The sequence below is a fragment of the Paenibacillus sp. Y280 genome (assembly GCF_056786335.1).
The window spans coordinates 32,802-59,151 of sequence record NZ_JBXCIW010000018.1 but is presented as its reverse complement, the minus strand read 5'-3'; the positions used below and the strand labels follow the sequence as shown (position 1 = coordinate 59,151).

Genomic DNA, 26,350 nt, shown 5'->3' with positions numbered 1-26,350 from the left:
ACCATGGGTCGCCCTCCACCTAAAAGTTTTCCCGGCATATCCTCGCCTTTGGCTCCGGTATTCCAGTTTCCTTTTAGTCGGAGCCTCTACTGAACCCATGGTTACGCATCGCCAGGGCGGAAGCCTATCTGGCCGCTACAACAAAATTTATTAGGAGTGATTATTCATGAAGAAAAATTTCCGTAGTTTCATTGCAGCAATGATCGTAGTTACCGTTTTGGCTTCAGCACAAGTAGCAGATGCGGCTGCGACCTTTACAGACACCAAAACTCATTGGGCTAAAAACGAAATTTTGGCTGCAGTCGATCAAAAGTGGATTAATGGCTATGATGCTGATACGTTTAGACCAAATGCAAATATGACGCGAGCTGAATTCTTAAAATCGCTCGTTGTAGCTATGAAAATCAAGGTCGCAGATTCAGATACTCCATTTGTAGATGATGCCGGTTGGTTCCGATCCTTCATTGCTACCGGCTTAAAACAATCCATTATTAAAGTTGGTGACTATAAGGAAAATACATTTGAGCCTAATTTGCCGATTACGCGTGAAGAGATTGCCCGCATGACGATACGCGCGCTTGGTAAGGATGCAGAGGGAGTCAAATCGGGTTATTTGGCAGTCGCTAAAAAGCTAGAAATTATGAAGGGCTATCCAGATGGAACAATGGGAGGCGATAAAAATGCAACACGTGCGGAGTCTGTAGTTATGATTACAAGCACACTGACGGCTAAAAACCCTTCAAAACCAATCTCTTATCCCAAGACCAAAGAAGAGATGAATACATTAATTCAATCTCTTCCCTCTTTTAAGGGTACAATAACACTTGGTTCTAATGGAATTGTTTTAATTAACACCAAAGGCTCAGATGACTTCATGGATAATACTCTTGTTGTTGAATATAAAACAGGCATAAAAATGACTGTAATAAACATTGCTGATCCTACTAGAGATAACCAATTGATTGTAAAAGATTTACTGAAAAATTACTTTCCGAAATCATTTGAAAAAGCTTATGAAACTTATGTGAAAGTTAATAACGCATCTAATTCAGACGCCAACGCTGTTATTAGTTTAAAGTATGACGGGCGTGTGTTTGAGGTAGGAAAAGCCTCTTTTGGTAAAAGAGTTGTGATTCGCATTGGAGAGTAATTCATACCTCAAGAACACTGATCTATATCTTGTTACTCTAAAAGTAGCGGTTACTAAGAAAAATGGAGAGTGAGGAAGTGCATATATCACTTAAGAAGAGTTTATTTATTTCTCTACTTATTGTTCTAATAATAAATTCATCTATTTCTTATAATTTTTTAAACGCAGCAGGAGCAGCAGATTGTCCATTACCTGCAACATATGATGCGAATGCACAAAAGCTTATTGATCAGAACGATATTCCTACTTCTATCACTACCGGAAAAGGAACGCTCAAACTAAATGGCAATTATCTTTCTAATCAATGTGGTCTTGGGAAAAATGCTGTCGTTTATGGAACTCCTGCCAATGTCCCCGGAAATCAATTTGACCAAGGGCAGTGGAGATACCTTGGATACGATCTTAATGGCGTTGTCTATCGTAATTGGAAGTTTCGCAGTGATTCAAGAGCGACTAAACATGTAGCTAAGAACTGGGTGATAAGTCCGTGGGATCATCCAGTGGGTTTTCATAAACAAATATATGAAACGCCAAACATAACTGAAAACCCAGAAGCGAAAATATGGTTAGAGAAAATGATCGATCCCTATCATGAATCAGCGACTTTCATCCAAAGCTACAATAACCGGACAGGAAAAGGCTGGACAGGAGATTCACTAAAACCTTATGTTATCTTTCAACAAGTGCCTACAAAGTTTAGTCCCGGCGTGGTTCAAATGTGGAATATCTGGCAGCCGGACGGATCTTGGTGGTATGAGATGTTTGAGATTCCTCCATTGGACCCTTTAATTATAAAAACACAGCCAGACCTTCTGATTAAAACTGTAATTAATCCGGCAGATGCGTGGGTAGGTGATACTGTACCTGTTAAAATAACAACAGAAAATAAAGGCGATGAAGGTAGTGGACCTTTCACAGTAGGCATCGTGGGAACGAATTTTAAATCAGAAGTCATATCGAATGTTCCTCCCGGTCAGATCAAAACAGTTACCGTGAATGTTTCCTCAACCACAAGCGGAATTAAGAGCTTCACCGCTAAAGCGGATTTTGGTGAAGCCGTTGCTGAATCTAATGAGACGAACAACACAAAAGATTTTAAAATTGCTTTTAACAAGAAAAATGAACCAACAACGCCAATCGCCGTTATAAGTCACCTTGAAGGCGATCATCGGACCGAACCAGAAATTACAATCAAACCAACTGTCGATCCGAAGCTGAACGATAAACTGTCTTATTCGCCCGGTAATGAAGCTATTACACTTTATGAGTGGAAATACAAAGCACCAAACGGAAGTATCTTTAAAAAGAAACCTGTAACAAAGGACTTTGCCGCTTTAGGAGAATACCTCGTTGAGTTGCGCGTTACTAACAGCAAGAACAAAGTATCAGAATGGGCGCAATTGAAGGTTACTGTCGCAAGCACTCCTGCAACACCAAAACCAAGTGTGACTCCAACGCCAAGTTCTGGCCCCGAGGTCACACCGACACCAACACCTAGTAGACCAATAAAGGTCGATATTAATTTCGATCCAATCGCCATCTTTACGGGTGAACAATCAAAGCTTGAAAATAGTACAATCAATTGGGTTAGTTATACATGGTCGTTTTCTTCAAATTTAGCGCCGTTGATTCCGGATGCGGAAGATTTTGAGCATGGTCCTATAACGTTTAACGAACCCGGTATTTATAGCGCTACGTTAACGGCCACGGACGTACATGGTTTTTCAGAAACGAAAACGACTTATCTGTCTGTAAATGATCCGAAGCCAACTGCGATTATTTCTGGCGTAACTAGATGGATACAAGGACGTCCATTCCCATCATTACACCATTTGGACAATTCCTATACGCCGCTTGCAAGTAAAGGGGTTACTATCGATTGGAGCCGTTCTGAGAAACGTTATAAAAAGAATGATGGTACAGCTTACATGAGCGGCTGGCCGAATACAGCTCCAACGGAATTGGGAGAATTTTTTTTAGAAGGAAAGGTTTATGATTCCTTTGGCCGAATGAGTGAATGGGCCATTCATCCACTTGAAATTGTTCCCGATGAACCGCCAACTGTAGATATAACAGCTCCAGAAGAGGGCATACGGAATAACGAAGTTATGCTATACATCGACGCTTCAAGTCCAGATGGAGACGATATTACTCAGTTGAAAATCGAGGAGCGATATGATGACGATGGAGACGGCGACTTTGAAGAAGAAGCATGGCAAGTCCTTTATGAAGGATTGAACAAAAATACGCATACCGTTAAATATACAAGTGTAGGAAAGCGCCAATATCGAGCAGTAGCAAAAGAGAATTTTGGATTATCTGCTGTTTCGGATTTGGCTGAAATCAATATCATTAACTTCGCACCTGTAACCAATTTTGATGTGTTCGGTACAATTCAGCAGCCAGACCAAGGCGAGAATAGCGGTCCACCAATCACAAACTATACGCCTGAATCGATCTTGCGCTCATGGACATTGAAAAAACCATATGTAGGCGGAAATGAAGGTAAATCCGGCTGGAAGGTATCCGGTAGCAACCTAACGACAAGAAATGCTGTTTGGGCTGATTTTAATGGCAATTACAATTTAGCAAAAAACCTTAAAAGATTGCCTGCGTGGGAAGGAAAAGTTGAGAACATCTATGCAGGATATAAAACACGTGTCACTGCTGAAACGGGTTATTTTTACGAATATAGTTGGGGAAGTAATAATGTAAATTGGAGGTTCTTGATTCGGGATGCTAGAACAGGTGCCATTGAAGGTGACTATACGCATCATGGCTCTACTTTTGGAAACGGAAGTATCTTAAATATTAATACAGGAGACATTAATACCGCATATTTTAGTATTGGCAGTAAGGCGAATTTAAGTGGAGGTGGATTACGCTTATACAATGTTGTAACTGGCCAGCTTTTGCAGGACTATCCCAATATAACTCCGATCCCTCTAGGATGGGGGAGTACGGATCAAAGTTACGATATTCAAAAAGTCGTTTTCACGGATGATAAGAACTATGCATATGTCACTTCTTTGTTTAATAATGGTGAGTCAACATGGTCAATAAGAAAAAAATTGTATGTAACGAAGTATGCGTTGCATCAAAAGACAGCTCTTTGGACAGTCCTGCTAGATCAAAATGATGATTATGCCACACATTTTGTATCACAACCAATGGCGATCGACAAAAAAGGAAATTTGCATGTCACGTACTACTATCATGGTATGTTTCAAAACGAAAAAGATTGGACAGGTATATACAAGGTTTTTAATCCGGATGGCGTGAATATCAATGGTACTGGATTCTATCTAGGTGTTTTTTCGGGCGTAGTCACTTCACTGGATAAAACAACAGCTTATGTAACAGCCACTAGATATGTATCTGGTAATTATGGCAGATCCCGAGATGTTGGTGTCATGATTTATAATGCTGATTCCAACACTTTCGCGCATATTGAAAATCAGAGTACATCAATTGCTGATATTGTATATCCAAATTTTATGTTTAATCTTCCTGCTGTGAATAAGGACGGCTATGTACAATTGTATAATGGACATATTATAACTCCTTGGGGAAGTTTGAATAAAAATCATCCTTTAAACGTTTTTAATTCTGTTAATTCTATGCTTGCGCCACACAATACCCAACCTAACTACAGCTCTAGTGAACCTAGCTATTACTACAGTTCAGGATTCTATTCAATTGAAGCTCAAGTAGTAGCTTTTAATCCAATAGTTGCGCAGCCATCAGGAGATTTTTATACATTAGGTGGGGGAACAAGATGGATGTACAAATATACACCAGCTAAACCTGGGTTACAAGCTATGGCGAGGGAAGAGAGCTATCAGAAGTATTTGAGCGTTTTTGCGCCTAATCAGAGTGATATTCATTTAGATGGTGTCCAAACCCAATGGATTACGGGTTACAATGGCGCGAAAAGTCAATTTTTGGGAGTGGAATTTGTTGATTCAACCAAAGTAGCACCTGACGGTTCAATATTTATGAATACCAATGATTTTTATCAGTTGGACTCTGTTATGGGTGGGCAATATAGAAACATGGTCATCCCATTTGTTGGAGAATCTACAGGAGATTTACCACGATTGCTTGATGACAATACCGTTGAAGTAGATAGCGAAACTTGGGGCGGTCTTCTTTATGATCCGGCAAGTGTGATGCGAAATCAAGTGCTTGAATTTAACGTAGCAGTTAACAGCATGACCAATAATAAGGTCATTGGTGCTGCCATTAGAATTCAAGACGAAAAGAATTTGTACGCAATAGAGTGGACGCAGGATACGCTAATTCTCTATCGAGTTGTAAATGGCACAAAAACGGAACTAGCAAGATCCTATTTAGCCCGTCCTGTTGGCATACCAACATCATTTAAAATCGAAGCGATAGGCAGCGTGATTCGTATAATCGTCAATAACGTAAAGCTAATCGAAGTCTCGGACGGTACGTATGCAACTGGATCAGCAGGGCTATTGTCACTTGGACAGCAAATGGCCGCTTTCAGTTTGGTGAAGCGGACGAACTACGGTAACAGTTATCCGGAAAATACCTATGAATCGGTGCTGGTGAACGATCCTATTTCTTACGAAAAACTATTTCAAGATAATGAAAGTGATCCGATGGGAGCGGAGGAATGGAGTTATGCTCATAATCCAAATTATTTTGAAAACCCAGAAGGACTAAGTATTCACAATGGAAAGAAATATTCAAGTACCATAAATGCTTTGGACCGAGCAGGCTTGTATGAGATTACCTTCCGAGGTCAAGATAATCCGGGCCTTGCTGCTTATCGAAAATGGTCCGAGCCAGTTAAGAAAATTCTCTATGTCCACCGAAGACCCGTAGCACAGCCAGACGTCCGCTTTACGGGAAGTGTATTCGCTGAAGGTGCATCACTAGATTATGAGACGTTTGATACGTCTTATGATCCCGACATTGCACATGTGTTATCAGAGAAGCTTTTCCGGACACGATGGGCTGATGAAAGCACATGGACGACAGGGAAACGAGAGTATTATAATCGACCGGGTGTGGAGCTGATAGTACAAGAGCAAGTCCGTGATATTCATGGTGCGTGGTCATTTTGGACACAAACTGTTGTTTATAAGGACGGGATACCGCCTATCAATCAAACGAAGCCTGTTATGACCATTACTGTTCCAGCAGGCATTACAGCCGTCACACCTACCGTACTCATAAAGGAACCTACAATCAGGTGGACATACTATGATGCAGAGAATGATCCGCAGGAGCAATACCGGTTAATGATTTCGTATGTGGATAATAATGATACGGCTTTGTACATTGAACTTGAAGGAAATGCACTTACGTATCCGATGATCGAGGGCACAATTGAAAAAGGTCGTGTCGTAAAGGTACAAGGTCAAGTCTATTCAGCAGGAGTTTGGTCAAATTTAAGTAATAGCAGATATTTTGTGTTGGATGCTCCACCGCAAACCTATTTGCTTTCCTACAATGGCTTGGATGGAAACAATCCCATTTATACTAATTCTAATCGTCCGCAGCTTCGTGTTTTCACTGTAGATCCCGAAAATCATCCGATTTCGGCCATCGATTATGAAGTATTCCGGGCAGATGATGGTATAAAAGTAGCGGATACTGAATTATCCACAGCAGCCACTAACTATACGCCTTCGGCTCTAGCAGAGGGTTTACACTACTGGAAAGCAAGAGCAAACGATAGCTACTTATGGGGGCCATATTCAAGTAATGGATTCTTCTTTGTAGACACAGTAAAGCCAGCGGATGTCAATGAACAACTCGTAATCGAGCCAACGTCCGTAACAGTTAATTTTAGTGCTTTCAGTGATGCAGCTCCATCATCAGGACATGCGAACCGGATCTTCTATTTGCAGAAGGTAAATGCCGATGGTTCGGTCACTAACATTGATTTGAATGCTGATGGCAGTACAGAGTACAGCATACCGCTCGGATTGGGTAGACAGTCATACACAGTTGCTGGATTACTACCAGGGCAAGAATACCGTTTAACGGTAGTTGATTATGACGTTGCCGGCAATGAAGGACATTATGCATATATCTATTTCAACACGAATCGTCCACCGGTTGCGGGTTTCGATTGGTCGCCAAAACCACCATATGAGGGTGATGTAATCACGCTCACTAATCTTTCAGTCGATCCAGACGGCGATCAAATGAAATATACGTGGACTGTTACTGGACCAAACGGCTACTACAATAAGACTTTTACGACTAAAGATGTTGTTCTGCCCCATGAAGTTACTGATAATCATCCGGGCGATTATAAAGTGGTTCTGAGCGTTGAAGACATACATGGTCTGAAAGCAGAGGAAGATGCGATTGCTACCATTAAGGTATTGGATCTCACGATTCAAGGCTATGTGAAGCATACGGAGCGATATGAGGAACTGAGATTGGCTTATAATAAGAGTGTAAGCGGTGATGTAAACTCGCCACGAACGCCCGATATGTTTGTAGCAGGCGAAGCATTCGTATTAGAGTCTAATACCACTAATACCGGCGCATCGAGCACCAAAGCAACCGAAGTACTCGTTGTGAGAGAGCCATTTGATTTTGGTGTTTTACTCACTTCAAAAACCAAGATTAATTGGTTTGGAAAAATGGTTGATAAAACGTATAACGAAAAGCTTAAGGATGGAAAGTACACCTTTACATTTAATGGCACGTGGTCAAATGGACATAAGGAATCTGTTGATGTCGTTGTTAAGATTAAAGGAGATACCAGGAGCTATCTCGACATTCATAGGCAGGAAACAAATACTCAATAAAGCAGAAGAGAGAGGATGCATACGCTTCCTCTCTTTTCATTTTAAAATTCATTGAAATACTTTTTATTTTTCGTGAAACGCAGCTCGCCGCCACCGTCGTCGGCGAACGGAGCACGCCGAACCCAGCTTCCGGAAGAATAACCAGGATCACGAGCTGCAGATTCACCGCGCAGCTGGCCGCCGTAGCTCACGGCGAACGGAGCGCGCCGAATCGGCGCTTCCGGAAGAATAACCAGAATCACGAGCTGCAGCTTCACCGCGCAGCCGACCGTCGTGGCTCCTGGCGAACGGATCGCAGCGAACCGAGCTTCCGGAAGAATAACCAGAATCACGAGCTGCAGCTTGACCGCGCAGCCGGACGCTATCGCTCCCGGCGAATCGATCGCAGCGAAACGTGCTTCGGGAAGAACAACCAGGATCACGAGTTGCAGCTTTGCCCCGGAGCTGGCTTCCGTCACCGGCGGCGCCGATCCGTAAAGCGGGAATTCATCCGGAGGGACATGTGGGTGAGCTGTAGTAACTCAAGCCGGCCATCACACCAGTCTACAACTTTATTTTACTCAGTCTAACTATTTTTTTTTTGACATTTGAAGTTTATTAAACAGCGGAACATCAGCGTTTTCCTTCGTTTGTTGAGTTGACTGTAAAGTAAACATTTGGTATAATTATGGTAGAAATTAAGTGACGAGAAATTGCAGGAGGTAGTTATGAAGGACGATCAAACCTTTGGTCAATATGTTCGTTCATTGCGTATAGCAAAGGATATGAAACAAATTGATGTTTGTGAAATTGCCGATATTAAATCTACTTACTTAAGTAGAATTGAAAACGATAGAGCTGATCCACCTTCAGAAGAAGTGTTAATTCGAATGGCGTTTGCGTTAGGAGAGAATCCTTATCGGCTACTAATCCGAGCAGGAAAGGTGCCAACAGATTTTCAAAATGTAATTATCTCTGATGAAGAGGCATTTCAATATTTAGAGCAGAAAGTACAGGCCAGAGCAAAAGCGAATTAAGCAAACGGAGGTCGAGATTATGGCCATGCATTTCTCTACAGAGTATATCGATATACTGCTAAAACAAGTGGATATGATGGAAGTCATGTTAAAACATGATATCAAAGTAAAAGCTGGTGCCGGCAATAATAACTTTTATCAAGCGAGCTTTTGCTGCAATAAAAAGGACTTAGATAACGGTCGAATCAAAAAATCGACCCAAACATACAAATGTTTGTCATGTAAAGAAGGAGGGAACGCACTACATTTCCTACAACGAGTAGTCGGTATGAAGTTTCCGGATGCGGTTATTGAACTGGCCAATATGGTGGGAATGGAATTACCTGTTGTGGATCCCGTAGAAATAGAAGCAAAACAACGTAAAGAGAAAGCGTTGAAGCTCGCTGCAGACTTCTACAGCGCACAAAATAATTATGAGTACATGTTGAGTAGAGGAATTTCAGAAGAGGTCTTAAAACGCCATAAAGTTGGTTATGCACCAGGCGGACGTGCTCTTCGTAGTCATCTAGAGGAACACGGATATTCCAAAGCAGAACTAATGGAATATCGCTTAATCAATTCAAAGGGTCTGGATTCTTTATTTTACCGAGCCGTGATTCCCGTTTACATGCGCGGAAAAGTAATTGATCTATACGGACGAGCTGTAAACGAAAATAAAGCCGGTATTAAACATTTTTATGTGAACGGTGACGATATCTTAGGCGGTTTTGATTTTATTGATTCAAAACGTGTTGTTCATTTGTTTGAATCGGGAATAGATCGTTTAGCTGCTGAGAGTAATGGGATATTAAACGGTGTAGACTCGGGAGGAGCCCATAAGTTCACTGCGAGCCATGCTAAGCAGCTTAAACGAAAGGGCGTCCAAAAAGTAATGATTATTTATGATGGTGACAGCGCAGGGCGTCAAGGAGCCATGTCATCGGGACAATTGCTTGCAACTGAAGGAATCAGGGTCTGGATCGGAGAGCTTCCTGATGGGATGGATGCTGCGAAAATGTTGTTAGAATTAGGAAAAGATGCTTTTGAAACAGCACTTTATAAACCAAAAACGTTCGAACAATTCAAAATGTATGATGAACTTTCTAAGTACAGCCTATCTGACATTGAAAAGTATATTGAAGATATTAAAGCTTCTGCACTTGTTAATTGTTAAGCAGGCAAGAGAGTGTTCGTGGTGAAACATAAAGGATCAATATGGGTTGCAGAGTAAAAAATTAGACGAGACTTTAATTTGGAATGATACAACATATTGAATAGGGAGCGTGCATGAGAAATGACATTCGAATTTCATGATTTTTTTATCAGTATTGCCTATGGTTATCTAGGACAGTTCGTTGTAATAGGGGACGAGGATGCTCTCGCATACGAAGTCCAGTTTGAAGTAGACGAAGACCAGGACAGATTTGTTTTTAAGCAATTTATTACTAAGCCTTCTCATTTTAGTGATTCAGATTTAACCGATGAAATGAAGCGTCAGCTGGAGGATTTAGTTAATGAGCGTTACATTCCTTCTGATGACGTAACAGTTTGAATAACTTTGAACTTGGGAAGGTGATAAAATGTGCAGATGTTTGCAAAATTTATGTGAAAAACATTCCAAAGGATACGCAAGGAATGGTCTGGACGCTTGCGTTAGCGCTCGAATTACGGGGGAAATTCGGATTGTGCAGTTCATCGAGAAACGCGATAGTTTCGGTGTTAAAATAGGCGGACTTAGACGCTCCAAAGCGAGCAAATATGAGTCTATGCCGAAATTTAGATTCTGCCCAATGTGCGGGGAGAAGATTGATAAAGATTATGCGAGCGTTTGGCATGACGAAAACGGTCAAGTATCTGGCTGAATATAAGTGTTCGTAAGGAAGGTGGTCGTTATTATGCTAGAAGCTGAAAAAAAAGAACGTGCTGAAATGATGCTACGAATTGCAAGAGGCGAAGTTGAAGAAGAGAAACCACTGAAACGATGCGAAAGGTGTGGAAAGAGAGAATTAAGCTTGGATAACCGTGATTTATGCACCTGTTGGATGGATGAACCAAAAAATGATGATCCGCACAGCCACTTGTGCTTGAGCTGCGGTGCTGGTATTTGTACTTGTGAAGACGAAAAGTGATTTAACATATTGAATAGGGAGCGTGCATGAGAGATGAAATGGAAAATGATTCGAAGTTTGCCTTACACACATGAATTTGAACTAGAAGGTAACGACAGAATTGAACTTAAACTGTCATGTCGTGAGTCGGAGATTATGCAAAATATGCGACTAGCATTTGGACGTGATGTTGTTGTAGAGCTATTCGATGCTGAATCATAATGAATACGATTGAACATGGAGGCACACGAGTGGATGCTGATCGGGTTTTTGAGCAAATTTGTTGGTACACGGAGGCAGGGATAAATAGCAGCAGCCTCATGGTTAGGAAGTTTGAACAACAATTTCAATATTCGGATGCAGGCTTAGAACGGCTCATTCGATCCTTTTTTCGATCATTTGCAGAAGCACAATTTGCTTGTCTACAGATTCGCAATGTCCCGTTCGATTATGTAGTTTATCCGATTGTTGATCATCATAAGTTCGCACATTTTTTAAAGCAGCCTATAAATAATTATAGAGGGCCACGCCCAAGAGAAAATGAGCGTGTATCCTTTACGGTGTGGGAAGGAAACAATGCTCCAGAACGGTTAGAAGAGTGGACAGGAGAGGTAATTGAAAAACGAAATAATGGTGTTTTTATGGAATATATAATTCGTAGAGATTTTGACCGTGAAACTATAAAATTATCGCGTGGATATATTCGTGATGTAATTCAATGAAAATCAAGTGTACATCTAGGAGGTTGAATGGAAGAGTTCTATAAAGGAGAGATCGAAAGGTTACAAAAGGAAAATGACAAACTCCATGAATTGTGTTTTAAACAGTCTGAAGAATTGGTCCTATTAAGAATCCAGAATCTTTCTTTACATGAACATATTCAAGGCAAAGTTCTAAGTGAGAAGGAACAGCAGCTGCTTAGAGTAGCTAAATCTATCATCCGTGAACTCGATCCGGAAGTATTAAAATGAATACTGACTTTAATAGAGGGGAGAATGACGATGGCTAAAATTGAAACGAAATTGGAGGATCAGTTGCAGATCGTAAGCGACTTTTTCCAGCGGATTATGTATAGAGGAATGGATGGTAAAGCTGGTGCGGTTTGGCCGGTGATTATCCGGAAATGGGGGAAGGATTTTGATGGCCAGCAATACGTGTACCAGTATCCCGCGACTTTTTTCCGAAACTTGATGAACGTGAATTTCCTGCACTTCTCCACAAACACGAAAATCGAACGCTTAAAGGTCCTGAAGGTCATCGTGGACAAGCTCAATGCTAAAGAGATTGATATCCATCTTTACCACTTTGGGCTTTACCTGCTCTATCCGTATGCAGGAGAGAGACTAAAACGAGAAGATACCGAGGCAGCAGGAAAAAGACGATCCGATTTTATGGATACATTGCCACACTTTGAACTCAAAGATAACGATGAATTTATATCCGAAGTTTGGTCGGATCTGATCGAGCGCCGCTTTCCGGATGTTGGGAAAGAGATAGTTCGAGTACCATCATTCAATGAAATTCGGATTCTGTTTACACCAAACCAATTCGGTAATCATACGGGCAGGTACTACTCAGATGCGGACTGGTTGGAGCCTATTCCAAGTTACGAACTTCAAGTCAAGAAATGGATTGGAGAAAAAGATCCGATGACTCGGCAATCAAAAAAAGAGGGGTTAATCGAGGGGCCGATCATACTTGGTCATTCTGGCGAAGGGGGACTTCGACATTATGTAGGCGGTGAGCCTGTGTATGCCGGTAGCTACATCGAGATTAAATTTGGAGATGGTTGGATCCCTGGTAGGTACGAATGGAGCTTTGAACAAGGTAGCCCAATTCATATTCATTCGGCGCGTCATGAGTGGATATCTATACGCGAAGGCCATACTGTACGAATTCAAGGATGAAATGATCAATTTGCATGTAGTAAGTGCCTCTAAGGTTTAAGTCTTCGTCCAAATAATGATGAATAAAGGAGATCTTTAAATTTATGCCACGTATATTACTTCTATTTTTAGTTTTAGGATTGGCAACTTATTTTATTTACTACTATTCTCACGATAATGAAATTCCAGCAGGACTTGTAACCGATGGGAATGAAAAGGATCTTGTTCAATATTGGGGAAAAGCATCATTTCAACTTAGTTTATTCGTTTCATGTTGTACAGTCGTATTTTATTCAATATGGAAAAAGATTGCTAAAAGGAGCTGATCATATGGTTCAATGGGAGTTTAAGAAAAAGAACTTTGTTGTTTTTGGAAATCGCATGTTACCTCTAGGATGTTTTGGTTTTATAATCATTATTATGGGGTGGATGTTACAAATATGGAGTGATTTTTTCAATAAAATCATTTAGTATAGTTATGTTTTCAATAGGAGGGTTGACACTTTTAGCTATTGTATGTTCAATATTTTATTTTTTGTTTCTTTCTCCTTTCATTAAAAAAGGTTCAAATGGATCTTTGGAAGAAGGATCTTAAGAAAGTGACGTAATGGCTGCGTAGAAGATCGCTAATTAGGATCTTCTAGTGGGAAACCGTAAATGAAAAGAAGGTGCCAATAATTAAAGCGTTTAAAATTATTTCCTTTTGTTTATCACGAATATTCGGAAGATCCTTTGATATGGTTGTGATAAGTCTATTCATCTCTTCCCTAGGTCTAATAAGTACTATTCCAGGTATAGTGCCCGTTTTTTTATCTCAAATATTCATTGTCATTTTCGTACTTTATTGTGCTAGAGCAATTTGGTGGCACTTTAAATATGGGAAAAAAGCAAAAATATATGGATATTTACGGCTAGATAACACCATAGAAATGCATATCGGATCGGAAAATTCACGAATTAATTTTCAGCGTAAGGTTAAAAAAACTATAAGGTATGCGCAGCAACATGGTCATCTTATCGAGTATACTTCAGGAATGTTACCTTATGGCAAGCTAATTCAGAAATATGGCAATGCTTTAGTATCCGTAAAACCTCTAGGTATAATCGGTCAAATGTTGAATGGGGCACTCGCATTAAAATTCGTAGGTGATCAGCCCACATATAGTGTTGCTCATCACTTAAAGTTGTTATTGATCCGAATAAAATAACTAAAAATAAAAAATTGTTCAATTAAAAAGCGTTGTGATTCATACAAACGAAATATCAGATAGGAGATAGTTTCATGGCTGAGGAAAAAAAAGTATCGCGTGAAGAGTTTGAACGGGAATTCGAACAGGTTAATGCCTCATGGGGTTATGAAAATGCAGAACTCGATGAAGAGGGCAAAGAGCTCCTTTTCAAGCGATTGAATAATGAAATTACTGATGAAGAATTTAATGAAGCAGTAAAAAAACTTATTCGCTAATACGTTAACAATGGGGGGCAACATTTGAATTTTTCGAGAGATAAATACGAACGGGAATTTGCTCAAGTTAACGCGTCGTGGGGTTATGAAAATAATGCCTTATCTAATGATGAAAAGGAACAAGTTTATCAAAGGCTAGTCGATAAGGATGTAGTTCGAGTGGCCAAAGGTAACACTAAGCGTGCTGGGGGACATAAGATGAGTAGTGAATATCTCTATCCAGGAACAAACGTATTAAAAAACCATTTTGGTATTCAAAATGAAGAGTTGCTTCAAAAAGCTGAACGTTATCATACAGCATACCGCGCAATGGAATTACGTTTTAGTCCTCAACCAAAAACCTTTGATCTAAATCATTTAAAAGACATACATAACCATTTGTTCCAGGATGTTTACCCCTTTGCCGGTCAAATAAGAACAGTCAATATAGGAAAAAGCAACTTCTGGTTTTGTAATGCTAATTTGATTCCTCGTTTAGGAGATCAAGTCTTTTCCGAATTAAAAGGTGACAAGTTTTTAAAAGGACTAAATAAAGATGATTTTGCTCAAAAAGCAGCTTATTATTACACCGAGATCAATTTCATGCATCCCTTCAGAGAAGGAAATGGTCGAGCAATACGAGAGTTTTTTGGCCAGCTCTCAAAGGGTGCAGGCTTTGAGCTCAATTGGCAATTGGTACCTAAGAATGAATACTTTCAAGCTGTAAAGATGACAGACGATCCCAAACAACTCGGAGAACTTATTAACGTTTTTAAAAAATGTCTGTCTCCTATAAAGGGCGCGGAAAAGGAAGTACTGCAGTGGATTGATCCTGAAGAGAGAGTTAAATTGAAAGATGTTTTAAAAATACCGGATGGTTTGCCTGCAGCTAACGCAAAATTAGATGTAGCTGCTTTAAATAAATTTGTCGATCGTTTTCAAATTAATAAAAAAGATTCATTAATAAATGTTAAATTCCAAGGTGAAGATGGTATTTTAGCTATTGCCTTAGAAAAACACCCTTACTTAAACAGTATAAAGAAAAATCAAATATTGGACCAAGCTGCTGCAGCCAAGGGTTTAACTAAACAACTGAGCAAATTCTTAGAGCCAGGTTCTTAATACATATAGTGAAGGTGATATTCATGAAAATGAAAAAAATGTTAATTGCTCTGATTGCTATTTTATTCATTGGTTTTATTGCTTTTTTGATAGGTGGGATTAATGCATTCTTATCCGTTATAATCGTTTGCTTCATCATATACTGTACATTTGATATTTTAAAAACGGGTTTAATGAAATTTAAAACCATTCGTCAATTTTTCACTCAGAACAAATAGCATAAGGGTAATGGGAGAGCTGCAGCTGCAGTTCTTTTTTGTTTTACGTTTCTACTGGATCTGTCGCGTGGAGTACACAGATCGTACCGGGTGGTCATGGTTTGCAAAACCCCGTTGCCGGCGATCGGATGCCGAACCGAGCTTCCGGAAGAATAACCAGGATCACGAGCTACAGCTTCACCGCGCAGCCGGCCGCCGTCGATCCCGGCGAACCGATCGCGCCGAATCGGCGCTTACGGAAGAACAAACAGGATCACGAGCTGCAGCTTCACCGCGCAGCCGGCCGTCGTCGCTCCCGGCGAACGGATCGCGGGCGAAACGGCGCTTTCGGAAGAATAACCAGGATCACGAGCTGCAGCTTCACCGTGCAGCCGGCCGCCCTAGATCCCGACGAACCGATCGCGCTGAATCGGCGCATACGGAAGAACAAGCAGGATCACGAGCTGCAGTTTCACTGAGCAGCCGACCGTCGTCGCTCCCGGCAACCGATCACGCCGAACTGGCGCTTCCAGTGAATCTGTCGGCGAAATACGTTTCCGGAAGAATAACCAGGATCACGAGTCACAGGTTCGCCCGGAGCCGGTCTCCGTCACCGGCGCGCGCCGATCCGTAAAGCGGGAATTCATCCGGAAGGACATGTGGGTGAGCTGCAGCAACTCAAGCCGGCCACCACACCAGTCTACAACTTTATTTTCTTTTGACAACAGAAAAGACAGCAAAAAAATAAGAACCGATTTGTAGTCGGCTCTTATTTTTTCTTATCCTTTTTTCTTTTTTTAAGTGGCAAGCCAGCATCTTTAGCATAAGCAATGATTCCTTTAGCAAAATCCTTTTTTTCTTCCACCGACCATTTTTCATAAGATTTAGCAGTCAACAAGAGAGTATTCACCCTTTCAGAAAATAGAGATTATGTCCCTAGTATGGACAAACAGTCAGCATATTATACCCCTTTCTCCATATAAATTATGATAAGAACGAAGGCACGCCGTGCCTGAGCTAACCAGTCGAGGGAGGTTTAGAAATTGATGGAGAGAAGAGGAGGAGACGAACGAAAGCGAAAGGTCAGATCGGACAAAAAGGTTGCAGTTGCTCCAAACCTAAAAGATGAATATCGAGTATGGATACATCGCATCGCGCGGAAACTGCAGATACCTGAAGGTGAAGTTGGAGCGCGATTAGTTGTTGCTGCATTGGAAGAAGAGAAATGTATAGAGTTTTTTAGAGCGTATTTTAAAAGGGCATATCATATTAAAGAAAATCATGTTATGTATCCATTGTTTAAGCCGGCTAATATATATGACTTTTTGGATATGAGTACGGAAAGCCATGGACGATTTAAAATGAAATTTTCAAAAACCATGGCCGAGAGGTTAACTGAATTTCAAATAGCGCTAGGAATTTCTTTTTTTGCACATGCGGTAAAAGCATTGCTTGAATATGCACTTAAGGATTCAACATTGTTGCAGAAAGTTGCTCCAGGTGTTGTGATTACAGATTATAAAAAATTATTACCCACGGTAGGCTCTGTAAGTGTTAGCTCAAATCCAAACGCATGGAGTATTTTTAAAGAAGAATGGAGGGGAAAAGAATGAATTTTTTCCGAGAGATTATTGATCCCTATTTAAAGTATCGTTCGTTGGTTATTGGTTTGAAACGAAACGATTATCAAAAACTGCAAATGATAGCTGATGATTTAAATGATCATGTAGACGGAGAATACGAATTTACGCCTGAAAATATTGCTTCAAGAGTGATGAAAACCTTTATAGATCAAGCCTATGCCGATAGCACTAGGCGAATTGTAAAGGCAATACTTCCAGAAGTAAATGCATCTGCTTCACGTAGGAGGTAGATGAACTGTTGATGAGAATCGGAGGAATTAATAAACTGTATATTTTGCTAACTTATATATCTATATATTTTGTGATATAATATATGTAGATATATAAAGGCGGTGTTATTGTGAAACTGTTGTTTTTAACCGATCGTTTGAAAGAAATCCACTGGAGCCCGACTACCATGAACATGCTGCAGCGTGTAGCTGAGTTTAAAGGTAAACAGCAGCTGTTCTTCCAGCAATCTCCTGAAATATTAACAGCCATGAAAAATGTGGCCATGATTCAGAGTACGGAATCCTCTAATCGTATTGAAAAAATTATTGTAACTAGTAAACGCCTTACTGAAATAGTAAATGAACGGGCAGAACCGGTGGATCGCTCGGAGTCGGAAATTGCGGGTTATAGAGATGTGCTTAAGATTATTCATGAATCCTATGAACACATGCCAGTATCAACAAATGTGATTCTGCAGATGCACAGTTACTTATTAAAATATGCAACAGGTAATGGTGGGAAATATAAAATCAGTGATAACGATATCACTGAAGAACTTCCGACAGGAGAGACGATTATACGATTTAAACCTGTATCGGCTTTTGGAACCAAGGATGCTATGCAAGATTTGGTAAATGGGTTTCGAAAGTGGAAAGAGGAGGGAATATATCCGGAACTCCTCCTCATAGCCATCTTCATATTAGATTTTCTATCCATCCATCCGTTCTCCGATGGAAATGGGCGAATGGCAAGACTCATTACCCTTCTACTACTTTATCAAGCAGGCTATGAGGTGGGCCGTTATGTCAGCTTAGAAAAGTGTGTCGAGGACACCAAAGATCAATACTATACCACACTTCAGAAATCGTCTGTAGGCTGGCACGAAGAAAATAATGATGTCAGGCCATGGGTCGAGTACTTCCTAACCATGCTCATAGAAGCGCAGGAAAGGTTCGAACAGCGGATGGGAGATCTAGATCGAGGGAGAGGCTGGAAGTCGCGCCAAGTGGAGGCGGTAATTCAGCAATTGATGGGGCATTTTAGTGTGTCCGATCTAGTTGATCGGTGCCCGGGGATAACCGGTCCTACAATCCGTCAAGTGCTTGCTCGGATGTCCAAGAAGGGAACAATTGTGGCCGTCACAATGGGACGAAACGCTAGGTGGAGAAAAGTGGATAATGAGGAGAGCTTGGAGTAATATCCAAGCTCGTTACATTTTAGTGGTAGACCGATATAATTCACTTCAAAATCGCGGCTATAGGCATTTAAAAGATCCAATATAACGTCGGTTTTGTAATAGAGAATGGAGTGAAGAAGTGACATGGTTAAGCTATCTGATATTGACCCGGAATATTTAAACATGACTATGTTTTTGATGAAATTCACACAAAAGGAATTTGCTGAATCTTTGCAAAAAGGAAATGTCTTTATGAACGATTTTCGAAAATATATCGAAATTGAAAAGGAAACTGGTGAAAAGGGACAGGGAGACGATCTTGAGGGGACATCTGTCTTAAATGTTTTAAATTTCAAGTTAGTTGATCCTGAAACTGAAGAAGTCTTTCTTGAAGGTAGTGCATCACGTGGGAAAATGACACATTATGACCTGTTGTATCAACCGGTTTTTTGTGCGACTAGCTTGGATGGAAGTCTGCTAGAGGTCATAGCTGAGGACGACGATTTTTATGAAACGCGTTTGGTATTCAGTGAGCAGCAGAAGAAGGCATTCACTGAAATTTTCAAGGCTGATCATGTTGTTATTATCCCATTTGATGTATTTGCAGATAAAATCAAAACTCACTTTAAAGAAGAAGGAATAAATATAACAGGGAAAAAGGTCATCTACGATGATTACTCAATTAATCAATCGAAACGATTGCTAACATATCAGAAACTGGAGAACGACGCCTTTTTCTATAAAGAAAAATCGTTGGCGTATCAAAACGAATATAGAATTGTTATATTAGATGAAATGAAAGCACCATACATCGCGAGAATAGGCAACCTAACTGAAAACAGTAAGATAATGACGACAGATGAATTGTTTAGTGGACAATTTGGTTTGACGATCCGAAAAAAAAAATAAAAATGAGTATGTGTAATGTTTGGATGCTCAGGAGTCATCTTGTAATAAGGTGTCTTTTTTTTGTCTTCGATTTATTCGTAACAGAATATACATTCTGTTACGAATGAATAAGAATTCAGGTCCTTTTTCCTTTATATGTGATAGAATGAAGCTAGATTATTCGTAACAGAAGTTTTTTTCGTTTTTCACATGAGGTTAAGCTCCGAGAGAAATCTTTTAGTAAGATTCAATTGCTTGCGAGTAAAAGATATTATTGACATCACTTACCAAATAAAATACTATCAAGATGTAGCGGAAGCACCGCACACAGAGGGACCACAAGGAGAAGCACTCCATGTGGTCCTTTTCGATACCAGGAGGTGAATCCAGTAATGGACAAATTTAAATTGAAACTACAAATGCCCGAACTTCATACCATTACGCCTTATTTGCCCGATAGTACTCAGTTTGAAAAAGAAATTGAAGAAATGAATAGAGAGAGGGAAGAAGAGCGCGAACGTGAACGAAAATATAAAGAAAACGTTCTACATGCATTAAATAATATCGAAAGAAATACTGGAAATATCGTCGATATTGTAAATCTCATCAGAGTGAACAATGATAAGCAAGATCAAGTAATTGAATTGCTTTCCGAAATACTAAGCGTGAGTGGATCCAAAACCCAGGCCGAGGCCGAATCAAAATTTAGAGAAGCGATGAAGAAGATTCAAGAGTTCAATGGGGATGTGGAATCCGTTCAAAAACTTATGGGAGTCTTATCCATGGTGTATAATTCTGTTAGTGGAATGTTTTAGATATTCTGATAATGTAATCTCAGTGGCGAACGTGTCCCGATAACGGTCGACTAACTATCGTGAAACGGGATACAAAACTGGATTTTTTAGGAGTTGTGCTTAAAACGAGAGGGCTGCAGCTGCAGTCTTTTTTGCTATTATGAGTTGGAATAATGTAGTAAACTTTTTTCAGATTATCATAAAGGGGAATGTAGAGTGGGCTTCTTAAAAGTACTAGGTTGGATCTGTATACCATACGTCATGATTTTTATTTCTTGGAAAAGACTCAAAGGAACAGGAAAAGCATTCGGGGTATTATGGTCTTTCATCGCAGCACTAATGGTTGTTACGAATATAGCTAACGGAGAATCGAATCAACAGAATTTAGCGCCTGTAACCCAAACTGAAGTTGCTGTGGTAGCAACAAAAACGCCTATACCTTCCGCAACAACCGATCCAGTTAAAACCGATTCGACTATTACAACCGAGCCTGTTATCACTGAATCCCTTTCAGATTTTTTTGAGCGTAGGCGCGTGATTCTTGAGCAGGAAAAAGAAGACCGGCGGCAAGAATCGATTAAACAGGCAGAGAATAGACAGGAATACGATGTGATCCTAGAATTCCCTGCGGATAAATATCCAGAAACAGCGGCTCATATCTTAAAAGCAATCAAAGCAGGCGAATCTGCTTTTTGTACGATTGATCGTGATGGTGCTGATGAAAATAGAGATGAATCATTAGTAGGCATCCCAACAAAAGATGGGTACGATAGAGATGAATGGCCTATGGCTATGTGTGCTGAGGGTGGTTCAGGGGCAAACATCGAATATATTTCTCCATCGGATAATCGCGGCGCTGGTTCCTGGGTAGGTAATCTACTAGAGGGATATGATGATGGTACACGCGTATTATTTGTTATTGATGGTGAGAGTGACAAAACAAAACCTGCCGCTACTGCAAAGCCTACTCCGATCCGTACACCGGAGCCCACAAAAGACCCATTGGTAGAAGAGGAAATCGTTTATTATGCTAACTGTGCTGCTGTAAGAGTAGCAGGAGCTGATCCAATTTATGAAGGAGATCCGGGTTATAGTTACAAATTAGATCGTGACAAAGACGGAGTGGCTTGCGAATAATAAATAAGGTTTTGGGGTGAGATATATGCCAAATATGTATAATATTAAAATGAATTTTGAAAAAGATTGGGTCGCTATGATACGCCGAAAACTGATAGAAGTAGGATATATACCTAATTTGAATGCTGATGCCAACTCTATTGGTTACCAATACTTCAATCTTCAACGTAGGCTCATACCCCCATTACCAAGAACAATTCTTAAAGCTGCAGACTTTACTTGTCCGGTTGACATGCTTGTTGGTTTACAGATGCTTGAACAGAAAATTACGAATGGGGAATGGCTTAAAGCGTACTTAAGTAGAAGTTTAACCAAGGACGATGATCTACTTAATGATTGGGGTATTTACCATTTACATTTAGGAATTGAGTTGGAGGATGATGGATTCATAGAACGGACAAAACCTGTTTTATTTGCGAGATTTGATAACAATCATGTTTATTTTATAAAAATTATGGAGCATGGAAGAGGACTTCATCCCTGGACGAAACAAGAGATGATTAGAATTATTCATCAAAACTGGCCCGAAACAATCGAAGCATTTCGATTAAATGGGGTAATGGGATTAGAAAAAGCTGTAACTGACGACGATATCAAGCTATTACGTAAATATGGTTCAGTTGCCTTAATTGAACCCGAACCGGGAGTCATTTATGGTCCCATAGGTGGTGGGTACAGTACAGCCAGAACAAGTGTTGAAGATCGTAGAGCATCTGACTTTTGCCTTCAACGTATTCGTGACTATGAAAGGTATCTGCGCGAAAATATAGTAAATATAGTGAAGGAAGTACGCAAAAATATAGGCGTTGACTTTGGTCATAATCTGCATTTTAATCTCGGACTTGAAAATAATGATATTTACGCCTTGGAAATATATCATCGCGTATTTATCAAGCTAGGTCCATTATTTAGTAAGTCTTAAGTGAGTAAATCAATCCAATAATCAATGGATCGTTACGCTAACGAAGAACGATAGTTAAATAAGAAGCATGCTATCCGGACTCTTTTGAGTACCGGATTTTTTTAATACATAAGATAAGTATTAGAAGATAATACTGTCTAAAAAACGATCGTTTTTTAGACTTTATAAACATTAACTGAAAATGCCCCAAACTGACCATTGTTTTAGTCTATTAATTCATCTATTATTCAAGGTACATTAAATATGTTAATCAAAGGTTTAATAGACAAAAGGGGATTAGTAAATGGCTAAAGTTGGATATGCGCGAGTTTCGACTTCCGATCAGTCCATGGATTTGCAAATCGATTCTTTGATGGCTTCCGGATGTGAACGTATTTTCGATGAAAAGGCCTCTGGAAAGAAAAGTGATCGACCTGAGTTAGCTCGTTGCTTGGAGTACTTGCGTTCCGGGGATACATTAGTCATCTGGAAATTGGATCGACTTGGTCGGACGACAAAACAGTTAATCGAGCTTTCGCATGACCTTAAAGAAAGAGGAGTCAGTCTGCAGATCATCACTCTGGGAGTAGATACTAGCACACCAGCGGGCAAGCTTTTTTTCGCTATTATGGCTGGTTTAGCTGAAATGGAGGCAGAGACAATTCGAGAGAGAACCCAGGCCGGCTTACTAGCCGCTAGGTCTCGAGGTAGAAAAGGAGGAAGACCGCCATTGGATAAGAGCAAAGTTGAAATGGCGTTGCTTTTGTATGAAAGTAGGAGATATACGATAAAAGAAATAACAGAGCAGACAGGAGTATCTAAAGCAAAGCTATATCAAGTTCTCAAAAACAAAAACACTTTAGTCTGAAATATCACTTACAGGTCTATGGAATTTCAGCGATCCTTATATAATCAGATTCGTTTTCCTACGGTCATTGGTGTAAGGACGTAATCTACAGAGACGCGGGCCGAGTATATACATGTGTCATTATATCTTATTACGCGACATCTAAATCAATCGATATCATACGCATTGAAAATTGTAAACTTTACATATATCAATTATTTATAGATTAAAAAAGCCCTAGTCCCCTGGGCTCTTTTTTTTATTATCATCCAAATATTGAAGTTTGTTAATGTGATAATGAACTATAGATGTTTCAAGGTAACCAGATACCGTACCATGCAAACTGGCCGCACTGCGTATGTGATCGTATATCATCACTTGCCACAATAGAAACAAACAGTCGAGCCGGCACGTGGAACCGAAATGATTTTCCAAGAATTAGTACGAGCCGGTAGCGTCATGTAGTGACTCTGGAAGGTGCTTTTTTATTACCTGTATAATTAGATGCTAAATAAAACAATAAAGCTGCTATAGGCATCGCATAGAGAGCAGGGTATCTAATTAAATTTATGAACATAAAAAGGAATGGTAATAAGACAATAAGCATTCTGGATTTTGATATATAGCCGTTTACGGCAGTCTGTAAAATGAAAATTGATGAATTAATAAAAAAACTAACAATTCCGACTGCCAAAGCAAGTATGACTAGGAGCATTGCATCATTTCCTTCATACCAAACATATGAGCCTCGCTCATAGAGAGTTGTACCCCAATAGTTTAACAAAAAGGATATTAATGTAGTGGCATATGTCCATCTCTTAATTTTCTTACCATCTGTGGCCAACAATTTTTGGCTATATTGACGTTTACGTTTAGTCGTCATAAACCCACCCCTTATATGAGGAATTACGGTAAGATTTAGAAAAAGTTCCCGATAGAACGAGATAAGGACAAAAGTTTACCGATAGTAGTTTATTAACTAAAAAGGAAGATCAAGATGGTAGGCACCCGCAAGATTATCAATTTTGCTTTTCGTTTCATCATCTAGATCTCTTAGCTCATCTAGATACTGAAATGGCATTTTGTATAGTCTTACATTTCCGGGTCCAGTAAATTCAGCGGGTTCCAGTAATCCTCGATCCGCTAGATTTGTTATTACACTACGGTAATTTTCTGATAATGTACTGGTATTTGCAAACCTTCTTTCCCATTTCTTAATTAATTTTATAGTGTCTTCTTCCATCCACCTAAAACCAAAATCTCGATTACCTGTATCGAGAATATATGCGAGCAATAATATTTCATTTGTTGTCAGTCGTTCTATGATTGTGTGCAAGGAATCAGTAGTCATCGTCACTTTAGTTTGAATAGGATCTACAGTAGTTCTTTTTTGCTTATCTTTCAAAAGTATTACTATTTTATAAAGGTGATCGATAATATTTGTAGCATCGTATGGCGCATAAACGCCACTAGCCCCATATTGAGCTTTAAAATCACGGACTTTTTTAACTTCATCTAGGTCAACGTTAATAGGAAGATTTTTTTCTACAAAGTAAACCATAACCTCTTTGCCTTGCTCAATAAAAATATTAATCTCTTCAAGGGTACCTGATAAGTTCTTTAATGTAGCTGTCCCGAGCTTAGTCCAGAAAACACCAATGACGATATCACATTTGCTAACAAGCTGCTGATTGATTATTTGTTGTGCTTCGATTCCACTATATGCTGGGGCAACATCATCCTCCCAACGTCCTGGAAGCAGAACAATATTCAATTGTTCAGCATACAGTTTGTTCCATTTAAATATTGCAGTTTCGATCGCGTCACGTTCAGGTGCTACATCCGAAGGTGACGCGATTAAAACGTACAAAACTTCTGCTTGAAAGCTCATGCAAACGGCCCCTTATCTAATTAAATTTACGCATTATAGTTAGCAATTCTAAGACTTACTTTATTTCTCAGTCTACAACTTTATTTTCATAGTTCACAACATTATTTTTCAGTCTTAGGTTATAACAACCTGTTGGGTTATCGTACTCAGCCGTCGCGGCAGCACAGGTCCCATTAGGAAGTAACAGCCGACCAGCACGCAGATCTGCAACGGAGAAGCTATAGCTGTTAATCGATTTTTCAGTCCGTTAAACATCCTAATTTTTCCTGAAAACTTATGCTTTACAGACAATATCTATGGTATAATTAGTATGTAAAATAGAGTTATTACTGTGTTTATAAAAGACCAAAGTTCTGGAATGAAAGGAAGTTTTCTGTCATGAAAGCTAAACAATCCGCGTATCTCATTTGCTTTATTTTTTCACTTGTACTATTTGGAGCAGCAAACATCATCGATCAAATAGTAGGGCAACCAGAGTTTTCAAAAAGCTATCCATTATTCATTTTTATGGTCTGGACGGCGGTTGTAGCCACTTTTTTGCATTTAGGTTGGCGAACAGTCTTCATCGTAAATGCACTTTTTTTATACGCAATTCAGATCTATACAGTCATTTATCATGCTCCAACAATAAATCCATCCAGCTTACAATGGTTAATCGGTTCACTTCCCTTCGCTCCTAAATATATGATTTCCATTCCAGTTCTCTTCCTTGTCAGTCTGGTTTACCAATATATCTCTTTCTTGATTCAACGTAAAAAAGCAGACATTGAGTCTGAGTACGAATACGTATATGAAGACGAAGAGGAAGAAGACCAAGAAGAGTACAATGCCATTCAACCTAAAATTTAGAAGTGCTCGGAAAGACAAGTTCATATAGGTTGATATTGAAAGGGGGTGATATTGAAAAATGGAGAAACAGTCAGGCAAGAGTAATAAGCTTCTTTCCAGCCTGCTAATTGGACTAGGAGTTTGGTGTTTGTTAAGTGTAATTTCGGGAATGGGGTATTCTTCAAACGAGCAGCGATTGATTTTAATGGTTTATGCAGCTGCACTAGTATTTATGGGAGCCTGGAGTTTTGACCAACGGTATTAAAGGAGTAAAGATATGAACTATCCCAAATGTGACGCCAAAGTGCTAGAGACTATCGGGTACTTTG

Annotated in this window: 28 protein-coding genes and 1 pseudogene; 25 read left to right on the top strand and 4 right to left on the bottom strand. The window is 39.8% G+C overall.

Features of this window, described 5'->3' with window-relative positions; genetic code table 11:
- The first annotated feature begins 166 nt into the window (after window positions 1-166).
- Window positions 167-1,150: an S-layer homology domain-containing protein gene (locus AC1TPC_RS20375; RefSeq protein WP_482068635.1), complete on the top strand. Its 984-nt coding sequence runs from the start codon at window positions 167-169 to the stop codon at window positions 1,148-1,150.
- A 77-nt stretch (window positions 1,151-1,227) separates the two neighbouring features.
- Entirely contained in the window at window positions 1,228-7,953 is a 6,726-nt protein-coding gene (locus tag AC1TPC_RS20370; RefSeq protein ID WP_482068634.1) for an Athe_2463 domain-containing protein, read from the top strand.
- Between the two features lie 41 nt (window positions 7,954-7,994).
- Here the strand turns inward: AC1TPC_RS20370 and AC1TPC_RS20365 are convergent, their stop codons facing one another.
- A complete protein-coding gene (locus AC1TPC_RS20365) occupies window positions 7,995-8,411 on the bottom strand; it encodes a hypothetical protein (protein WP_482068633.1) in 417 nt (138 codons plus the stop codon).
- A gap of 249 nt (window positions 8,412-8,660) precedes the next feature.
- Between AC1TPC_RS20365 and AC1TPC_RS20360 the strand changes: the two genes are divergently transcribed.
- The 12 genes from AC1TPC_RS20360 to AC1TPC_RS20305 all read left to right on the top strand — a co-directional run bounded on the left by AC1TPC_RS20360 (window position 8,661) and on the right by AC1TPC_RS20305 (window position 16,184).
- Window positions 8,661-8,969, top strand: coding sequence for a helix-turn-helix domain-containing protein (locus AC1TPC_RS20360; RefSeq protein ID WP_482068632.1), 309 nt, complete (start codon window positions 8,661-8,663; stop codon window positions 8,967-8,969).
- A 19-nt stretch (window positions 8,970-8,988) separates the two neighbouring features.
- Window positions 8,989-10,122 (top strand): toprim domain-containing protein, encoded by a 1,134-nt coding sequence (locus AC1TPC_RS20355; RefSeq protein ID WP_482068631.1) that lies wholly within the window; start codon window positions 8,989-8,991, stop codon window positions 10,120-10,122.
- Between the two features lie 120 nt (window positions 10,123-10,242).
- Window positions 10,243-10,500, top strand: coding sequence for a hypothetical protein (locus AC1TPC_RS20350; protein ID WP_482068630.1), 258 nt, complete (start codon window positions 10,243-10,245; stop codon window positions 10,498-10,500).
- 343 nt (window positions 10,501-10,843) lie between these two features.
- Window positions 10,844-11,077 carry a hypothetical protein gene (locus AC1TPC_RS20345; protein WP_482068629.1) on the top strand — a complete coding sequence of 78 codons (234 nt, stop codon included), beginning with the start codon at window positions 10,844-10,846 and terminating at the stop codon, window positions 11,075-11,077.
- 33 nt (window positions 11,078-11,110) lie between these two features.
- Entirely contained in the window at window positions 11,111-11,278 is a 168-nt protein-coding gene (locus AC1TPC_RS20340) for a hypothetical protein (RefSeq protein WP_482068628.1), read from the top strand.
- Window positions 11,279-11,307: 29 nt separating this feature from the next.
- Window positions 11,308-11,778: a hypothetical protein gene (locus AC1TPC_RS20335; RefSeq protein ID WP_482068627.1), complete on the top strand. Its 471-nt coding sequence runs from the start codon at window positions 11,308-11,310 to the stop codon at window positions 11,776-11,778.
- A 27-nt stretch (window positions 11,779-11,805) separates the two neighbouring features.
- Window positions 11,806-12,027, top strand: a complete 222-nt coding sequence (locus tag AC1TPC_RS20330) for a hypothetical protein (protein ID WP_482068626.1) — start codon at window positions 11,806-11,808, stop codon at window positions 12,025-12,027.
- Between the two features lie 30 nt (window positions 12,028-12,057).
- Window positions 12,058-12,963, top strand: coding sequence for a hypothetical protein (locus AC1TPC_RS20325; RefSeq protein WP_482068625.1), 906 nt, complete (start codon window positions 12,058-12,060; stop codon window positions 12,961-12,963).
- Window positions 12,964-13,046: 83 nt separating this feature from the next.
- Window positions 13,047-13,268 carry a hypothetical protein gene (locus tag AC1TPC_RS20320; protein WP_482068624.1) on the top strand — a complete coding sequence of 74 codons (222 nt, stop codon included), beginning with the start codon at window positions 13,047-13,049 and terminating at the stop codon, window positions 13,266-13,268.
- A 956-nt stretch (window positions 13,269-14,224) separates the two neighbouring features.
- Window positions 14,225-14,407: a hypothetical protein gene (locus AC1TPC_RS20315; protein WP_482068623.1), complete on the top strand. Its 183-nt coding sequence runs from the start codon at window positions 14,225-14,227 to the stop codon at window positions 14,405-14,407.
- Window positions 14,408-14,431: 24 nt separating this feature from the next.
- On the top strand, window positions 14,432-15,508 hold the full coding sequence (locus AC1TPC_RS20310; protein ID WP_482068622.1) for a Fic/DOC family protein: 1,077 nt from the start codon (window positions 14,432-14,434) through the stop codon (window positions 15,506-15,508).
- Window positions 15,509-15,827: 319 nt separating this feature from the next.
- The gene (locus AC1TPC_RS20305; protein ID WP_482068621.1) at window positions 15,828-16,184 is read left to right on the top strand and encodes a hypothetical protein; all 357 of its coding nucleotides are present in this window, start codon (window positions 15,828-15,830) and stop codon (window positions 16,182-16,184) included.
- 290 nt (window positions 16,185-16,474) lie between these two features.
- Here the strand turns inward: AC1TPC_RS20305 and AC1TPC_RS20300 are convergent, their stop codons facing one another.
- Window positions 16,475-16,603, bottom strand: a complete 129-nt coding sequence (locus AC1TPC_RS20300; RefSeq protein WP_482068620.1) for a hypothetical protein — start codon at window positions 16,601-16,603, stop codon at window positions 16,475-16,477.
- A 145-nt stretch (window positions 16,604-16,748) separates the two neighbouring features.
- Between AC1TPC_RS20300 and AC1TPC_RS20295 the strand changes: the two genes are divergently transcribed.
- From AC1TPC_RS20295 to AC1TPC_RS20255, 9 genes and pseudogenes are all read left to right on the top strand, one after another.
- Window positions 16,749-17,318 carry a hypothetical protein gene (locus tag AC1TPC_RS20295; RefSeq protein ID WP_482068619.1) on the top strand — a complete coding sequence of 190 codons (570 nt, stop codon included), beginning with the start codon at window positions 16,749-16,751 and terminating at the stop codon, window positions 17,316-17,318.
- Complete coding sequence (locus AC1TPC_RS20290) at window positions 17,315-17,578, top strand: hypothetical protein (RefSeq protein WP_482068618.1); 264 nt, start codon at window positions 17,315-17,317, stop codon at window positions 17,576-17,578. Before AC1TPC_RS20295 ends, AC1TPC_RS20290 begins: the two co-directional genes overlap by 4 nt.
- Window positions 17,579-17,688: 110 nt before the next feature.
- On the top strand, window positions 17,689-18,756 hold the full coding sequence (locus tag AC1TPC_RS20285) for a Fic family protein (protein ID WP_482068617.1): 1,068 nt from the start codon (window positions 17,689-17,691) through the stop codon (window positions 18,754-18,756).
- Between the two features lie 123 nt (window positions 18,757-18,879).
- On the top strand, window positions 18,880-19,644 hold the full coding sequence (locus AC1TPC_RS20280) for a hypothetical protein (RefSeq protein ID WP_482068616.1): 765 nt from the start codon (window positions 18,880-18,882) through the stop codon (window positions 19,642-19,644).
- 371 nt (window positions 19,645-20,015) lie between these two features.
- The gene (locus AC1TPC_RS20275; RefSeq protein WP_482068615.1) at window positions 20,016-20,438 is read left to right on the top strand and encodes a hypothetical protein; all 423 of its coding nucleotides are present in this window, start codon (window positions 20,016-20,018) and stop codon (window positions 20,436-20,438) included.
- 567 nt (window positions 20,439-21,005) lie between these two features.
- Window positions 21,006-21,338, top strand: a pseudogene (locus tag AC1TPC_RS20270) (NucA/NucB deoxyribonuclease domain-containing protein); the annotation flags it as partial.
- Window positions 21,339-21,419: 81 nt separating this feature from the next.
- Window positions 21,420-21,554 carry an excalibur calcium-binding domain-containing protein gene (locus tag AC1TPC_RS20265; RefSeq protein WP_482068684.1) on the top strand — a complete coding sequence of 45 codons (135 nt, stop codon included), beginning with the start codon at window positions 21,420-21,422 and terminating at the stop codon, window positions 21,552-21,554.
- Between the two features lie 25 nt (window positions 21,555-21,579).
- Window positions 21,580-22,476, top strand: coding sequence for a hypothetical protein (locus AC1TPC_RS20260; protein WP_482068614.1), 897 nt, complete (start codon window positions 21,580-21,582; stop codon window positions 22,474-22,476).
- A 283-nt stretch (window positions 22,477-22,759) separates the two neighbouring features.
- Complete coding sequence (locus AC1TPC_RS20255) at window positions 22,760-23,323, top strand: recombinase family protein (RefSeq protein ID WP_482068613.1); 564 nt, start codon at window positions 22,760-22,762, stop codon at window positions 23,321-23,323.
- A 436-nt stretch (window positions 23,324-23,759) separates the two neighbouring features.
- On the opposite strand, the gene AC1TPC_RS20250 is transcribed toward AC1TPC_RS20255, so the two are convergent.
- Both AC1TPC_RS20250 and AC1TPC_RS20245 read right to left on the bottom strand, forming a co-directional pair.
- Entirely contained in the window at window positions 23,760-24,185 is a 426-nt protein-coding gene (locus AC1TPC_RS20250) for a hypothetical protein (RefSeq protein ID WP_482068612.1), read from the bottom strand.
- A gap of 96 nt (window positions 24,186-24,281) precedes the next feature.
- Window positions 24,282-25,193, bottom strand: a complete 912-nt coding sequence (locus tag AC1TPC_RS20245) for a hypothetical protein (protein ID WP_482068611.1) — start codon at window positions 25,191-25,193, stop codon at window positions 24,282-24,284.
- A 378-nt stretch (window positions 25,194-25,571) separates the two neighbouring features.
- On the opposite strand from AC1TPC_RS20245, the gene AC1TPC_RS20240 reads away from it, so the two are divergent.
- Both AC1TPC_RS20240 and AC1TPC_RS20235 read left to right on the top strand, forming a co-directional pair.
- Window positions 25,572-26,042, top strand: a complete 471-nt coding sequence (locus tag AC1TPC_RS20240; RefSeq protein ID WP_482068610.1) for a hypothetical protein — start codon at window positions 25,572-25,574, stop codon at window positions 26,040-26,042.
- Window positions 26,043-26,100: 58 nt separating this feature from the next.
- Window positions 26,101-26,286, top strand: a complete 186-nt coding sequence (locus AC1TPC_RS20235) for a hypothetical protein (protein WP_482068609.1) — start codon at window positions 26,101-26,103, stop codon at window positions 26,284-26,286.
- Window positions 26,287-26,350: the final 64 nt, after the last annotated feature.